Origin of the sequence: Aurantiacibacter atlanticus, from assembly GCF_001077815.2 — a bacterium.
GTDB lineage: Bacteria > Pseudomonadota > Alphaproteobacteria > Sphingomonadales > Sphingomonadaceae > Alteraurantiacibacter > Alteraurantiacibacter atlanticus.
In genome coordinates this window covers 2,384,112-2,398,398 of record NZ_CP011310.1, presented here as the reverse complement: position 1 = coordinate 2,398,398, position 14,287 = coordinate 2,384,112, and the positions used below count along the sequence as shown (strand labels likewise).

The following is a 14,287-nucleotide window of genomic DNA, read 5'->3' as shown; positions in this document are numbered from 1 at the left end:
TACATCAGAAGATAAGCAGACTGTCAGCTTTCCACCACGATTGCAGAACTCTGACTTTATAGATCTTTCTCTAAATACCTGATCTACAATCACATGATCAACTGCTCTGAGCAGCTCAAAACACTCCCATCTCCAACCCTGCGGCCAGCGTCGCGCCCAATTCCCGCGCTGCCGCCAGCTCCGCCTCGCCAATCACTTTTGGTGTGAGGATTTCCTCTTTCGTTTGCGCATGCGTGTTGAAGATCGCCGTCTCCGCTACGCGCTTCAGCCGCCAGCCCGTTGCGATGCGTTCCAGCTGGCGCTGCGCATTGGTCCCATCCGATCCAGCGCAGATCATGGCGGCATAGGGTCGGCCTTCGATTTTACCCAGCACGCCGTAATATGTCCGGTCGAAAAAGGCTTTCATCACCCCTGCAATTGCAGCGAGATTTTCAGGGCAGGCGAAGATGTAGCCGTCGGCATCCAGCAGGTCTGCGGTTTGAGCGTCTTTTGCCGCCAGATAGCGCAGATTGACCCCGCCAGCCTCCTGCGCGCCGTCACGCGCGGCCTCGGCCAATTGACGGCTGCCGTCGGTATAACTGTACCAGATGATCGCTAGCGTCTTGTCCATATGTCGCAGCTTACGTCCTATCGCCTGTCCTACAAGCCTTGGCGCGGGGCAGGGGCAAAACCTGTTCTCTGACAATATCGATCACAGGCGCAGAAATTTTCTCAACGGAAAGTGTCACCCTGCCAATAGGGCGCGAAAATGGTGGATTTGCGGGCATCACGGGCCTTTCGCGGAGGGTGACACCGTGTCACTTGTGTCACCCTCCGGGCGTGGCAGAGGGCACGTCGATAAATACGCCCGTGCTCGGCCCCAATGGTAGGTCGAACACCACCCAAATAATCGTGATAACAAGTCCTGCGCTGATGATACCGAAGAAATAGGGCATCATCATCGCAGTCAGACTGCCAAGGCCAAAATCTCTCTGCCAACGCTGGCAAAAAATCAGGATGAGCGGGAAATAGACCATCAGCGGGGTGATGATATTTGTTGCGCTGTCACCCACACGATAGGCGGCCGTGGCCATTTCAGGAGAAACGCCCAGCAGCATCAGCATAGGCACCAGCACCGGCGCCATGACTGCCCATTTCGCGCTGGCAGAGCCGATCAGTAAATTGAGCATTGCGCCGAACAGGACGATAGCAACCAGCATCGCCCACATCGGCAATCCGCTGGCCTTCAGCGCATCTGCCCCGGTTACGGCCAGCACAAGGCCCATATTGGACCATGCAAACATCGCCACGAAATGTGCCGCCACGAAGCTGAGGACAAGGTAATAGGCCATATCCCTCATCGCCTCCGCCATCATCCCAATCAGATCCCGGTGGCCGCCAATCGTGCCTGCCGCGCGGCCATAGGCCCAGCCGGGCAAGAGGAAGACCAGCAGGAAGAATGGAAGCAGGCTACGATAAAATGGCGTCAGGCGGCCTTCCGGCGGTGCCAAAGGGTCCACCAGCGGCGCTACCGGGCCAATGGTAAGAAAGGTCCACAGGGCGATCAGACCTATGACCCACAGCAAGGCGTGCAGCAGACCGCGCCGCTGATCAGGCGTGGCATGGGCTGGCAGGTCTTCCTCTTCCGCATCCGGCCCATCCCCGGCCAGTGCCGCGTTATAAATACCCAGGCGCGGCTCGATCACGCGATCGGTCACGAACCAGATAACCGGCAGATAGACCAGTGTCATGGTCGCGATGAAGAACCAATTGCCCGCGATATTGGCGGTGTAATCGCCGAATACGGTTTGCACTGCCGCCTCCGTTATGCCCAGCAGCAATGCATCCAGCTGGCCGGGGAAAAGATTGGCGGAAAACGCACCGGAAACCGCGGCAAAGCTCACGCCGATGCCCACCAGCGGATGGCGTCCGGCCGCATGATAGATGATGCCGGCAAGCGGAATCATCACTACAAAGGCGGCATCGGCGGCATGGTTGCTCACCATGGAAATGATGGCGACCGCAGGTGTCATCCAGAAGCGCGATACCTTGGCAAGGCTGGCGCGCATGGCGGCGGCGAACAGACCGGATCGCTCGGCCACGCCAGCGCCCAGCATTACGGTCAGCACCATGCCCAGCGGCGGAAAATGGGTGAAGGTCTCGGGCATCAGCGTCAGCAGGCGGCGCAGATTGCTTTCGGAAAGCAGGCTCTCGACGAAGACGATACGCGCTGCGCCTGTATCGGGATCAGTTTCTGCGGGATGCTCGGCAGACCAGCCCGCGAGGCTTGCCGCGACCGAAATCGTCATAAGGATGATGATGAACCACACGAACAGCAGAACAGGGTCAGGCAGACGATTACCCGTGCGTTCTATCCAGCCGAGAAAGCCGGATTGTGATTGTGCGGGGGCTGGGTTGGCGCTGGTGTTCATCTCACGGCCTGCCTTTTTCCGTCCTGTTTCAGGCGATGGGCTAACACGCGAAACATCGCAGGTCTTTACCCTTGCCTCCGCCTTCCCCATCTAGCCTTGCAATGACTGACACGCTTCTTCTCGCAAGCATCCTGATTCCCAGCCTGATTATCGCCATCGTCTTTCATGAGGTGGCGCATGGCTGGGTGGCGCTGATGCTGGGCGATCCCACCGCAAAGGAGCAGCGCCGGCTGACTCTCAATCCAATCCGCCATGTCGATCCTATCGGCACGCTGCTGGTGCCAGGGATGCTGGCCGTGGTGGGTGGTCCGATATTCGGCTGGGCAAAACCGGTGCCGGTGCGGCAGGGGCGGCTGGATAATCCGCGCTTTGGCATGATGGTAGTGGCAGCTGCGGGGCCGGGGACCAATCTGCTGCTGGGAATTATGGGCGCTGTGCTGCTGGGCCTTGCCTTGCCCGCGGGGGCCAGCATGACGACAGGCGATACAGGCATGTCTCTTATCGCCGGTGCTGACGGAAGCGTTGCGCCTTTTGCCAGCGGAGCGTTCTATTTCATCCTCATCAATGTCTTCCTCGCCATCTTCAACCTATTGCCTATTCCTCCATTTGACGGATCGCATATCGTGGAAGGCGCGATGCCAAGGCGCTGGGTGCATCATTACGAGAAATTGCGTCCCTATGGCATGTTCCTGTTCTTCGGATTGGTGGCGCTGACATGGTTTGCGCCGGGACTGGGCGTTTTGGAAAATACCATCGGAGTGCCGGTGGGATGGGCGCTCGACAAATATCTGGCGCTGGCAGACTGGGTTTCGCATGGCTGACAATAAAGTGGCACCCGATGGCTGGCTGGTGCTCGATAAGCCGCGCGGGCTCGGCTCGACACAAGCGGTCGGCGCAGTGAAGCGCAATCTGCGCGAGGCGGGCTATGGCAAGGTCAAGGTGGGGCATGGCGGCACGCTTGATCCGCTGGCCGAAGGGGTGTTGCCTATTGCCCTGGGAGAAGCGACCAAGCTGGCAGGCCGCATGCTCGATGCCAGCAAGACCTATGAATTCACCGTGCAATTTGGCGAGGAAACCGACACGCTCGATACAGAGGGCGAAGTGGTCGCCACCAGTGACCGCCGCCCACCACTGGCTGCCGTGTCTGCGATCTGCGAACATTTTACCGGAGAGATTGACCAAGTCCCGCCAAAATACTCCGCGCTGAAAGTGGACGGCCGGCGCGCCTATCACCTTGCACGGGCAGGGGAGGAGGTGGAGCTGGAAACGCGGCGCGTGACGATCCAATCGCTGGCCTTTACAGGGCCGGATTTGCGGGTGGAAGGTGTTTCCGCTTTTGCCACTACGGCAGGACGTCCCGATCCCTATGATCCGCAGATGCCGCTCGAACTGGCTGAAAGCGTGACGCTAGTGGCCCGCGTTTCCAAGGGCACCTATATCCGCAGCCTGGCGCGCGACATCGCACATGCCCTTGGAACGGTGGGTCATGTCACCTATCTCAGGCGCTTGCAGGCCGGCCCGTTCACCGAAGAACAGGCGATTTCGCTGGACAATCTGAATGGAATCGGTAAGGGCGCGCCACTTCAAGACCACCTCCTGCCGCTGGAGGCGGGGCTGGACGGTATCCCGGCCCTGACCCTCGATCCGGATAGCGCGCAGGCGGCCCGACAGGGCCGGGTCATTTCCGAAATGGCCCATACCGACGGGCTATATCTGGCAAAGCAGGGCGATGTCCCGGTGGCTTTGGTGGAGATAACGTCGGGCACGATGCGAATCGTGCGGGGTTTTAATTGCACATGATACTGCGAAAGGTTTGAATTCAATGACGATTACCGCAGAACGCAAGCAGGAAGTCATCGCCGAAAACGCCCAGAACAAGGGTGATACCGGCTCCCCCGAAGTCCAGGTCGCGATCCTTACGGAACGTATCCGTAACCTGACCGACCACTTCAAGGGCAACCATAAGGACAACCACTCGCGTCGCGGCCTGCTCAAGATGGTCAACAAGCGTCGCTCGCTGCTGGCCTATCTCAAGAAAAAGGATCTGGCGCGATATAACGCCCTGATCCAGAAGCTGGGCCTGCGTAAGTAAGGTTTTTTCGAAGGGGCGGCTCCAACGGGCTGCCCCTTCGTCCATTCGCGAACCTGCAACATGCTGACGATAACGAGCGGGGCGCGCATGATAATGGCATCCTTCACATTCCGGTGAAGGGGCCCGGGGCACACAAGGCCCCACACCGGACCGGGACGGCTCACCCGGAAACTGTAGGCCCCGATGCGCAATATGGCGCGCGGGTTCGTAAAGGATAATACATGTTCGACAAGAAAACCGTATCGATTGAGTGGGGCGGCAAAACCCTCACCCTCGAAACCGGTCAGATTGCCCGTCAGGCTGACGGCGCCGTTCTGGCCACTTATGGCGAGACCGTGGTGCTGTGCGCCGTGACCGCTGCCAAGAGTGTGCGTGAGGGCCAGGATTTCTTCCCGCTCACCGTCCACTATCAGGAAAAATTCTCCTCCGCGGGTCGCATCCCCGGTGGCTTCTTCAAGCGCGAAGGCCGCGCTACGGAAAAAGAGACACTCACCAGCCGTTTGATCGACCGTCCGGTCCGTCCGCTGTTTCCCGAAGGTTTCTACAACGAAATCAACGTGATTGCGCAGGTTCTTTCCTATGATGGCGAGACTGAGCCAGATATTGTTGCAATGATTGCAGCATCTGCCGCGCTTACCATTTCCGGTCTGCCCTTCATGGGCCCGATCGGTGCCGCGCGCGTCGGCTATGTTGATGGCGAATACGTCCTCAACCCCAGCGTCAACACCATCTTTGACGAAGGCGAACTCGACCTTGTCGTTGCCGCCACCAATGATGCGGTGATGATGGTCGAATCCGAAGCCAAGGAACTAAGCGAAGACGTCATGCTCGGCGCGGTAATGTTCGCACATGAAGAAAGCCGCAAGGTTATCGGTGCGATCATCAATCTGGCCGAACAGGCTGCCAAGGATCCGTGGGAAGTCGATCTTTCGGACGATACTTCCGCGATCAAGGAAAACCTGCGCGGAATCGTGGGCGATGACATCGCCGCAGCGTATAAGCTGACCGACAAATCTCAGCGTTCCGATGCGCTGAATATTGCTCGCGCCAAGGCCAAGGAAGCTTATGCCGATGCTGAAGGGCAGACGCAGATGAGCGCCAACAAGGCGGTCAAGAAGCTGGAAGCTGAAATCGTGCGCGGTGCCATCCTCAAGGAAGGCCAGCGTATTGACGGCCGCAAGACCAACGAAATCCGCCCGATCGAGGCGATGGTTGGCCTGTTGCCCCGTACGCACGGTTCGGCGCTGTTCACGCGCGGTGAAACGCAGGCGATCTGCACCACCACGCTGGGCACCAAGGATGCCGAGCAGATGATCGACGGGCTGGAAGGCCTTTCGTACAACCACTTCATGCTGCACTATAACTTCCCGCCCTATTCGGTCGGCGAAGTGGGTCGCTTCGGCTTCACCAGCCGCCGCGAAACCGGCCACGGCAAGCTCGCATGGCGCGCTCTGCACCCGGTTCTGCCGGCGCATGAAGACTTCCCATACACCATCCGCATTCTGTCCGACATCACCGAGTCAAATGGCTCGTCCTCGATGGCAACAGTATGTGGCGGCTGTCTGGCGATGATGGATGCCGGTGTCCCGATCGAGAACCCGGTATCGGGCATTGCGATGGGCCTCATCCTCGAAGGCGACGACTACACCGTCCTTTCGGATATTCTGGGTGACGAAGACCACCTTGGCGACATGGACTTCAAGGTGGCCGGTTCCGCACGCGGTATCACCAGCCTCCAGATGGACATCAAGGTTGCCGGCATCACGCAGGAAATCATGCAGACCGCACTGGCTCAGGCCAGCGAAGGCCGTGCGCACATCCTGGGCGAAATGACCAAGGCACTGGGCACTGCCCGTGGCGAGGTTTCCCGCCATGCTCCGCGTATCGAGACCATGCAGATCGACAAGGCCAAGATCCGTGACGTTATCGGCACAGGCGGCAAGGTCATCCGTGAAATCGTCGCCGAAACCGGCGCCAAGGTCGACATTGACGATGAAGGCGTGATCAAGATCAGTTCTTCCGACAGCGATCAGATCGACGCCGCGAAAAAGTGGATCGAAGGCATCGTGGAAGAAGCCGAAGTCGGCAAGATCTACGAAGGCAAGGTCGTCAACATCGTCGATTTCGGTGCATTCGTGAACTTCATGGGTGGCAAGGACGGTCTCGTCCACGTGTCCGAAATGAAGAACGAACGTGTCGAAAAGCCGACCGATGTCGTCTCCGAAGGTCAGGACGTGAAGGTCAAGGTGCTCGAAATCGACCAGCGCGGTAAGGTCCGCCTGTCGATGCGCGTCGTCGATCAGGAAACCGGCGAAGAGCTGGAAGACACACGTCCCCCGCGCGAAAAGCGTGAAGGCGGCGGCGGCGGTGGCCGTGGCGGCGATCGTCGTGGTCCGCGTGGCGGCGGCAGTGGCCGTGGCGGCGACCGTGGCCCGCGTGGCGGTGGTGGTGGCCGTGGCGGCGATCGCGGCGGTAATGATGCTGGCGGCAATGCCGATCACATGCCTGCCTTCCTCAAGGACGACTAAAACCAATTGCAGATGGGGGCGGAGGCGCACTGGCCTTCGATCCCGTCTGCTCACACTTTGCTGGCGGTATTTACATGCCGATAGCACAGCGAAAGGGGCCGCCCGGGCAAATGTCCGGGTGGCCCTTTCAATTGCGGGGCACCTTTGAGGAGGGGAGACAAGGGCGAACGCTCGTAAAAAATGCGAATTTCTTAAACCTCCCACTCCTCGAAGCCGCGCAATCGTATAAGACCGAGGGGAAGTGATGAAATCCTGGACTTCCGCGCTTTTCATCCGACTATCGACACCGGCCCCGGACTTCGGGCTGAAAAAATGGCTCGTACCGGGTCTGGGGAATTGAAGAATGTTGCCTCGTGAAGAAATCGCCACCGCCCAGATCCCTGGCGGAGACACGCTGACATTGATGAGCCACGGGCGGGACTTCATCATCATGCTGGGCCGCGATGAACTGATGGGCACGCGCATGCAATTCAGCGAAGAACAGCTTGCCCAGCTTACGCTCGAACGGCTTGAAACCCCCGCGCCGCGAATCCTCATTGGCGGCTATGGCATGGGATTTACCTATCGCGCTGCGCTGCGCTACGCACCTGCCGAAAGCGCTATCATCGTGGCCGAGGTCGTGCCCGAAATACTCGAATGGGCGAAAGGCCCGCTAGCCGATCTCACCGGAGACTGTCTGACCGATCCACGCGGTGAAATCGTGCTGGCCGATGTCGCTGCCCTCATCGATGATGCGGTGGATGACACGAGCGCGAAATACGATGCCATATTGCTTGATGTCGACAATGGGCCGGACGGCATTGTGAGGGAAGGGAACGAACGGCTCTACACGCGCACGGGAATTGCCCGCATGCGAGATGCCTTGAACCCCGGCGGTCTTATCGCAATCTGGTCAGCAGCGCCCGATCACAAGTTTACCGGCCGGCTGAAAGACGCACGGCTCGATGTGGAAGTGCGCAGGGTGCGCGCCCGGCCCAATAACAAAGGCCCGCATCATACGATCTGGTTCGCCCGCCGCAGGGGCTGATCCGGGATCGCACGTATTATTGTCACGATAATGTGGTACGCAATTGTCCCATGAAAGCCGTCTTGCCCAGCTTGACGCCCTTCATCCGTAGGATCCCATAGGCGGTTGTCGCGTGGAAAAAGAAGTTCGGCTGGCTAAAACTGAGCAGAAAATCCTCTGTCGCAAAGGGGATGTCGATCTCGCGCGCCGGGAATGTGAAATGCATCTCACCGTCAATGAAGCTGTCGACTTCGCCCTTTGACAATGCACGCATCGTATTTTCGGCCGCACCCAGGGCAAGGCGCATCGTTTCCAGATCAGTCGGCGCCTCTTCCAGATCAGGCGAAAAGCTGCCCTTTCGCGCGCCCTCGATTGCGCCAACCGAATGCGTGATCATACTTCTGGCCTGATATGAAAACGGTAACATATCCTCGATCAGCCTAGTCTGTGCGAGCTCTTCTTCCGCAATGCCACAGCTTTTCGCACTGGCGATCCAGCCCTGTCCGGCTTGAAGTATTTGAATCATCGTAGGAACGATGGCTTCATAAAGAGAAAATGACATATTTTTAACTCTAGTCCCACATAATTAAATAAAGGGCGGTTTCAATCTTGCCTGACTGGCAGCAGAACCTCTCTTATACAAGTTATACCGCATTGCTCCACATGGCAGGACATGGCAGTATTCTCCGACGCTGCCTTCTAGCCTTCCATGTGTATTGAGAGTAGAAATGAGTTGATTTAAAGCTAGTGCGGGGCTTTTGAATGCAAATATCCAGAACTGCATTGACTGAAATACTAGCCGCTATGTGCGTAGCAGAGAATTTTCGTGCTCTGCGCGACGCAGTTATCCGTGCGGCTATGCTTCTTGGCACGGATCGGGTCTATTTTGTTGCGCCATTGGTGCGCGATGCGCGAACGGGGCGCGTGCTTGTCGAAGCGGGACTGCCAAAGGTGTGGGCACGCCATTATCGTTCAGCGCTGCATCAGATCGATCCTATTCTTCAGCACGCAATCCATGTCAGTGCCGCCTTCATCTGGCCGAGAGATATCGATTATGAAAAGCTGACCGATCAACAACGGCGTTTCATGAAAATAGCAGCCCGATATGGTCTTGAAAGCGGCATCGGTGTCGCTTGTTATGGTCCGCAGGGCCGAGCAGGTTTTCTAGGAATGACATGGTCGCAGGACACACCGGCTTCGGACGAGATGCTGCTTGCCGTTCACCAGGTTGGGCAGGTGTCCTTCCAGCGATATTGCCAGATCGTAAAAGAGAATTTCAAGCTCACCCCGCTTTCGAATCGGGAATTGGAAGTGTTGAGCTGGATGTGCGGGGGTAAGAGCAATCCTGCGATGGCCAAGATCATCGGCGTCTCACGATCATCTATCGACGCCTACATCAGACGGATTTTCGCCAAATTCCAGGTTACGGACCGCACTGCGGCATGCATGCGCGCCTACTCGCTCGGGATTGTCGCCAGCGATGAAGTAAAAAATATGGTCGAATTGGCAAGAAAGCGCGATGAAGAGGGCTCATGACGCGGCAAGACGATTGCAAATGTAAATTGCTGTAATTCCCCGCAGAATCAAGCGATCGCGTAACATGACGCGGTAGCGAACCGTTCATATATGGCACTCCTGAGGCGTAAACGGGACTTCGGGTCGCACCGTGGATCGTTTGCCGTCTCGGCGTCTCGGGACCCACACCCGAGACGCCAAAATTCGCCGTATAACTCAGTCGCTTTCGAAGCGGCCACCTCCTTGGCCATCATTTCAAGGATGACGCGGTCATGCGGCGCACCCGACGCCCTTCCGGACTTCCTTCCGGGAGGGCGTTTTTTTGGCACGAAAAAGCCCGCCGGTCGAAATGACGCGGCGGGCTTTTCATAACGATACTGGCCGAGCATCGATCGCTCTTGCCGGGAAGCCTTATCTCACGCGCGGGCCACCGAAAGGGAGTGGCGGCGGGGGACGTCGGGCACCACGGGGTAGCTGTGCCTGATAGGCCCGACCGCAATGTTCCACGCAATAAGGAAAACCCGGGTTCACCTTTTCACCGCAAAAATGGAAATCGGCTTCTCCGGGATGTCCCATCGGCCAACGACATACGCGATCATTGAGATCGAGCAGGCTGGTCTTGTCCGCGATTTCAGGACTGGGCTTGGCTGGCACCAGTCGGCGGGGCGGAGCAGGGGGTATAGGCGGTTGCTGATCGCCGGGGCCTTGCCGCAGAAACCCGCCAGGGCCGTATGACACGATCTTGGGCAGCCCTTCCTGACGGTTGGGGATGGGCTGGCTGTTAGTACCCGAGTTTGCTGCTGGTGCGGCAGCGGCAGGGCTTGCCTCTTCCTGTGGTGCGGGTTTGGCCGCTTCCCTTTTGGGGGCTGGCTTGCGCACAGCTGGCTTCGCCGCAGGCGGCGCTGTTGCAGCCTTTTTGGCGGCAGGCTTTTTCGCGTCCTTTGCCTTAACCGGACTTGGCCTGGCTTTCAGACCCAGCCGATGCGCCTTGCCAATCACCGCATTGCGTGAGACTCCGCCCAGCTCATCGGCGATCTGGCTGGCGGTCGACCCGCCTTCCCACATCTTGGTTAGCGTGGCGATGCGTTCTTCGGTCCAACTCATGCAGTTTCTTCCAGTCCTTTGGTCGCGCATTTCGCGCGGCTATTTCTTGCCAGCCCGGCCAGCTCAAGATAGGTGCTCTCCCATGTCCGAACAAGCATCAGAACCCTCCGGATTGGCACCCGCCAACGCCGTAGAAATCTCTGCCACCAGCAAATCCGGTGGGAGCCAGTTCCCGCCAAAGGGGGAGCCACAGATTACCGGGTTCAACCGGGTCGGGCTGTGGAGCCTCTATATTAAGGAGATCCGCCGGTTTCTCAAGGTGCAGACGCAGACGATTTGGGCGCCGGCTGTCACAACACTCCTTTTTCTCATTATCTTCACCGTGGCGCTTGGCCGCGGAGGGCGCGAAGTGTTGGGGGTGCCATTCGGAACATTCGTGGCCCCCGGGCTCATCATGATGGGCATGATGCAGAACGCCTATGCCAATTCCAGCTTTTCGCTGCTTACGGGCAAGATGCAGGGCACCATTATCGATCTGCTGATGCCGCCTCTGTCGGAAGCCGAATTGATGCTGGGGATCATTGCAGCCGCCATGACGCGCGCGGTGCTGGTGGGCGGTGCCGTAACGCTGGCAATGTGGCTGTATCCGGGCGTAGAGATCCGCATGGCGCATCCATGGGCCATTCTCTGGTTCGGTCTGATGGGCGCTGCAATGCTGGCCATCGCCGGATTTCTAGCGAGCATCTGGGCTGAAAAATTCGATCACAATGCTGCAATAACCAACTTCGTTGTGGCGCCACTCAGCCTGCTTTCAGGCACGTTCTACGTCATTTCCAACCTCTCGCCGTTCTTCCAGGCAATCAGCCGCGCCAATCCGTTTTTCTACATGATCTCTGGCTTCCGTTTCGGTTTCCTGGGGGAAAGCGATATCGGTAGCACCAATAGTGCGGTGCTGGGCGCTGCAATCGGTGTCGGGATACTCAATCTCGCGCTCGGTATTCTGGCTTATCGCGTGTTGAAGAGCGGGTGGAAGATCAAGAGCTGACCGATAGGCTTTCAAATGCGCGCAGCATCTCGCGAATGCTGCTTTCAGCATCCATCACGCGCGGCACTGCGTCGATTTCGAAATAATCGACCTGCCTGTCACCGTCACCATCCTTGCTGGCACCGGTTGCGATCTTGAGCGAACCCACCCCGTCACGCCCTTCGCTGCGTTTGATTGAGCCAAGCTTGCTGGCGCGCACCGATGTCGTAACAAGCCGCCGACCCAGCCTTAGCTTGATGAGCCTGCGATTTGTGACGGCATAAAGCACCTTGCCAGCTTCCAGCAATGGCAGAAAAGGGGCCGACATCATCCCCAATCCGACAAGGATGAAGGGCAGACCAAACAATGGAAATGCAAAGCGCAGCACGCCGGCGTCCGTCGAGTCTGATCCGCTGACCCCCGCAAAGGCCATGGCAGTCCAGAACAGCGCAAAGGCTGTCCATGGAACGGCGAAAACATAGAGAGCGAAACCGCTTGCCCTGATCCGGTTGAGCGGTCGTGCCTTCCACAACACCTCTTCACCCGTCTGCAATTCACGTCGCAACGCGATTTCAAGAGGGTCGGAATAGGGGTGGCCCGCAAAATCCATACATGCTCATCCCACAAAAAGGTTTCGCGATGATGGACGGTGTTTCCGGCCTAATGCGTCAGGCTGCGTCGCAGGCGGTAGCGTCCGCCGCGAAATTCCTCGAACAATTGGGAGACTTGTGGATGATCGATCGGCTCATCATCGTTGTCCATCAGCAAGTTCTGCTGGCTGACATAGGCCACGTAGGAACTTTCCTCATTTTCCGCCAGCAAGTGATAGAAGGGCTGGTCGCGCCGCGGCCGCTGTTCTTCCGGAATCTGTTCGAACCATTCTTCCGAATTGGCGTAGACAGGATCGATATCGAAAATGACGCCGCGAAAATCATGGCTACGATGCTTCACCACGTCCCCAATAGCGAAGCGAGCGCGTGAACGGCGGGGCGCCGCGATCCGGCGACCGGCCTGCGAAGAGTAAAATTCCGACCGTTCCATGGGATTGAATATAGGCGCCTTCGCACTCGCAACAAGACTTGGTCTTGCGCAATCACCGGATTTGAGGTGATTGCGCCACGCAAGGGCTTGGCAAGCCAGTGCCCATGAGCTAACCGCCCCGCTGCCCACTGGCCACGCAGATATTGTCTCGCAGGCCCATTCTCGCGGAGAGGTGCCGGAGTGGTCGAACGGGACGGTCTCGAAAACCGTTGTGCCCTTACGGGTACCGTGGGTTCGAATCCCACCCTCTCCGCCAGCTACCCTTTCCCAGCCGTTCCCATCTCTCCCCCATCTGGCGGGGAGCCATCCGTAAAGCCCGCGTTTGGCGTTCCTGCGTCGACCTTGCCGTTCGCTTCTATCCGCGCTATTGTGTGGTAGGAAACGTGGGAGTAAAGGCATTGGGCAGTCTGACAGCGACGCAGGTGAGTGCATTGGTCCGGGACAGTAGGCCGGGCCGGTATCAGGATGGGGACGGGCTGGCGCTTCTGATTGGCAAGCGCGGTGGGCAAAGTTGGATGGTCCGCATTCAGAAGGACGGGCGGCGACGCGATATTGGATTAGGCAGCGCTAAGAAGGTTTCGCTCAAACTGGCGCGCGAGCGTGCGGCGACGGTTCGTTCGCAGGTGGAAGCCGGGATCGATCCTATCGCCGAGCGCAAGAAGGCGGCTGGCGTGCCTACCTTTCGAGAGGCGGCGGCATCTGTCCATGCCGAGCACAAGGGTAGCTGGAAAAATGCCAAGCATCGCAAGCAATGGCTCACAACGCTGGAAACCTATGCCTTCCCCGCATTCGGGGATCGATCGATTGCACTAGTGGATGCGCCAGCCGTGCGTGACGCGCTCGCTGAAATTTGGCTGGCCAAGCCTGAAACCGCGCGGCGATTGCGCCAGCGGATTTGCACGGTGATCGATTGGGCGGTTGCCAAGGGCTATCGCGAGGCTGGCTTGCCCATGCCCGTTATCGACAAGGCATTGCCAAAACAGCGCGCCAAGCCAAAGCATCATGCTGCGTTGCCCTATGCCGACCTTCCCCTATTCTTACCTAAATTACGCAAGCGCGAGACCATGGGGCGGCTGGCACTGGAAGCGGTGATATTAACGGCAGCACGGTCTGGTGAAGTGCGACTGGCCGAATGGAGCGAGCTTGATCTGGATGCTGCCACGTGGACCGTTCCAGCCGAGCGCATGAAGGCAGGGCGCGAGCATGTGGTGCCACTATCACCGCAAGCCGTGGCACTGTTCAAGCGCATGAAGCTGCACAGGCGCGGCGAGAGCGACTTGGTGTTTCCCGGCACGAAGCGCGGCAAACCGCTTAGCGATATGACGTTGACAAAAGTGCTTCGCGATATGGAAATGGCGGTAACCGCGCATGGGTTCCGCTCCACCTTCCGCGATTGGGTTGCCGAGCAATCAAGCTGGCCAGCCGAGTTAGCCGAGGCGGCACTGGCACACGTTGTCAGCGATAAGACTGTTGCGGCTTATCAGCGCGGATCGATGCTGGAAAAGAGACGCGAACTAATGTCCGCTTGGACCGACTATTGCGAGGGGGCGAGCGGCGGCAATGTCGTGCGGCTTGCGCAATGAAAGAGTGTAGGTGCGAGGTGCAGTTGTGCGAATTGCACAAGTC

The 14,287-nt window shown here is 58.4% G+C and carries 14 protein-coding genes and 1 tRNA gene; 9 read left to right on the top strand and 6 right to left on the bottom strand.

Annotation, left to right across the window (positions count from 1 at the left end; genetic code table 11):
• Positions 1-115 precede the first annotated feature (115 nt).
• Together CP97_RS11640 and CP97_RS11635 are read right to left on the bottom strand one after the other, a co-directional pair.
• A complete protein-coding gene (locus CP97_RS11640; protein ID WP_048886085.1) occupies positions 116-610 on the bottom strand; it encodes a flavodoxin family protein in 495 nt (164 codons plus the stop codon).
• 196 nt (positions 611-806) lie between these two features.
• Entirely contained in the window at positions 807-2,411 is a 1,605-nt protein-coding gene (locus CP97_RS11635) for an AbgT family transporter (protein ID WP_048886966.1), read from the bottom strand.
• A gap of 101 nt (positions 2,412-2,512) precedes the next feature.
• Here CP97_RS11635 and CP97_RS11630 point away from each other — a divergent pair, with 101 nt between their 5' ends.
• The 5 genes from CP97_RS11630 to CP97_RS11610 all read left to right on the top strand — a co-directional run bounded on the left by CP97_RS11630 (position 2,513) and on the right by CP97_RS11610 (position 8,058).
• Complete coding sequence (locus tag CP97_RS11630) at positions 2,513-3,232, top strand: site-2 protease family protein (protein WP_048886084.1); 720 nt, start codon at positions 2,513-2,515, stop codon at positions 3,230-3,232.
• Entirely contained in the window at positions 3,225-4,211 is a 987-nt protein-coding gene (truB, locus tag CP97_RS11625) for a tRNA pseudouridine(55) synthase TruB (RefSeq protein ID WP_048886083.1), read from the top strand. The genes CP97_RS11630 and truB overlap by 8 nt, the downstream gene beginning before the upstream one ends.
• A 22-nt stretch (positions 4,212-4,233) precedes the next feature.
• Complete coding sequence (gene rpsO / locus CP97_RS11620; protein WP_048886082.1) at positions 4,234-4,503, top strand: 30S ribosomal protein S15; 270 nt, start codon at positions 4,234-4,236, stop codon at positions 4,501-4,503.
• A gap of 221 nt (positions 4,504-4,724) precedes the next feature.
• A complete protein-coding gene (pnp, locus tag CP97_RS11615) occupies positions 4,725-7,031 on the top strand; it encodes a polyribonucleotide nucleotidyltransferase (RefSeq protein ID WP_048886081.1) in 2,307 nt (768 codons plus the stop codon).
• A 343-nt stretch (positions 7,032-7,374) separates the two neighbouring features.
• Positions 7,375-8,058: a spermine/spermidine synthase domain-containing protein gene (locus tag CP97_RS11610; protein WP_048886080.1), complete on the top strand. Its 684-nt coding sequence runs from the start codon at positions 7,375-7,377 to the stop codon at positions 8,056-8,058.
• Between the two features lie 22 nt (positions 8,059-8,080).
• On the opposite strand, the gene CP97_RS11605 is transcribed toward CP97_RS11610, so the two are convergent.
• The gene (locus CP97_RS11605; RefSeq protein WP_048886079.1) at positions 8,081-8,599 is read right to left on the bottom strand and encodes a DUF1993 family protein; all 519 of its coding nucleotides are present in this window, start codon (positions 8,597-8,599) and stop codon (positions 8,081-8,083) included.
• A 221-nt stretch (positions 8,600-8,820) separates the two neighbouring features.
• On the opposite strand from CP97_RS11605, the gene CP97_RS11600 reads away from it, so the two are divergent.
• Entirely contained in the window at positions 8,821-9,573 is a 753-nt protein-coding gene (locus tag CP97_RS11600; RefSeq protein ID WP_161485463.1) for a helix-turn-helix transcriptional regulator, read from the top strand.
• Positions 9,574-9,963: 390 nt separating this feature from the next.
• Here CP97_RS11600 and CP97_RS11590 read toward each other — a convergent pair whose 3' ends face one another.
• Complete coding sequence (locus CP97_RS11590) at positions 9,964-10,656, bottom strand: GcrA family cell cycle regulator (protein ID WP_048886077.1); 693 nt, start codon at positions 10,654-10,656, stop codon at positions 9,964-9,966.
• 82 nt (positions 10,657-10,738) lie between these two features.
• On the opposite strand from CP97_RS11590, the gene CP97_RS11585 reads away from it, so the two are divergent.
• Positions 10,739-11,641, top strand: coding sequence for an ABC transporter permease (locus CP97_RS11585; protein ID WP_082863811.1), 903 nt, complete (start codon positions 10,739-10,741; stop codon positions 11,639-11,641).
• On the opposite strand, the gene CP97_RS11580 is transcribed toward CP97_RS11585, so the two are convergent.
• Both CP97_RS11580 and hspQ read right to left on the bottom strand, forming a co-directional pair.
• Positions 11,631-12,230 carry a hypothetical protein gene (locus CP97_RS11580; protein ID WP_048886076.1) on the bottom strand — a complete coding sequence of 200 codons (600 nt, stop codon included), beginning with the start codon at positions 12,228-12,230 and terminating at the stop codon, positions 11,631-11,633. The two genes, CP97_RS11585 and CP97_RS11580, sit on opposite strands and share 11 nt — an antisense overlap.
• A gap of 50 nt (positions 12,231-12,280) precedes the next feature.
• The gene (gene hspQ / locus CP97_RS11575) at positions 12,281-12,661 is read right to left on the bottom strand and encodes a heat shock protein HspQ (protein WP_048886075.1); all 381 of its coding nucleotides are present in this window, start codon (positions 12,659-12,661) and stop codon (positions 12,281-12,283) included.
• A gap of 166 nt (positions 12,662-12,827) precedes the next feature.
• Between hspQ and CP97_RS11570 the strand changes: the two genes are divergently transcribed.
• Positions 12,828-12,917 (top strand) — tRNA-Ser (locus CP97_RS11570).
• Between the two features lie 142 nt (positions 12,918-13,059).
• Positions 13,060-14,244 (top strand): tyrosine-type recombinase/integrase, encoded by a 1,185-nt coding sequence (locus CP97_RS11565; protein WP_048886074.1) that lies wholly within the window; start codon positions 13,060-13,062, stop codon positions 14,242-14,244.
• Positions 14,245-14,287: the final 43 nt, after the last annotated feature.

Bases quoted from the DNA above. Each gene is read 5' to 3' on its own strand.
- CP97_RS11640 (WP_048886085.1), bottom strand. From the start codon at position 610: ATGGACAAGACGCTAGCGATCATCTGGTACAGTTATACCGACGGCAGC.
- CP97_RS11585 (WP_082863811.1), top strand. From the start codon at position 10,739: ATGTCCGAACAAGCATCAGAACCCTCCGGATTGGCACCCGCCAACGCC.
- CP97_RS11590 (WP_048886077.1), bottom strand. From the start codon at position 10,656: ATGAGTTGGACCGAAGAACGCATCGCCACGCTAACCAAGATGTGGGAA.
- CP97_RS11630 (WP_048886084.1), top strand. From the start codon at position 2,513: ATGACTGACACGCTTCTTCTCGCAAGCATCCTGATTCCCAGCCTGATT.
- CP97_RS11635 (WP_048886966.1), bottom strand. From the start codon at position 2,411: ATGAACACCAGCGCCAACCCAGCCCCCGCACAATCACAATCCGGCTTT.
- hspQ (WP_048886075.1), bottom strand. From the start codon at position 12,661: ATGGAACGGTCGGAATTTTACTCTTCGCAGGCCGGTCGCCGGATCGCG.
- CP97_RS11605 (WP_048886079.1), bottom strand. From the start codon at position 8,599: ATGTCATTTTCTCTTTATGAAGCCATCGTTCCTACGATGATTCAAATA.
- CP97_RS11580 (WP_048886076.1), bottom strand. From the start codon at position 12,230: ATGGATTTTGCGGGCCACCCCTATTCCGACCCTCTTGAAATCGCGTTG.
- pnp (WP_048886081.1), top strand. From the start codon at position 4,725: ATGTTCGACAAGAAAACCGTATCGATTGAGTGGGGCGGCAAAACCCTC.
- rpsO (WP_048886082.1), top strand. From the start codon at position 4,234: ATGACGATTACCGCAGAACGCAAGCAGGAAGTCATCGCCGAAAACGCC.
- truB (WP_048886083.1), top strand. From the start codon at position 3,225: ATGGCTGACAATAAAGTGGCACCCGATGGCTGGCTGGTGCTCGATAAG.
- CP97_RS11610 (WP_048886080.1), top strand. From the start codon at position 7,375: ATGTTGCCTCGTGAAGAAATCGCCACCGCCCAGATCCCTGGCGGAGAC.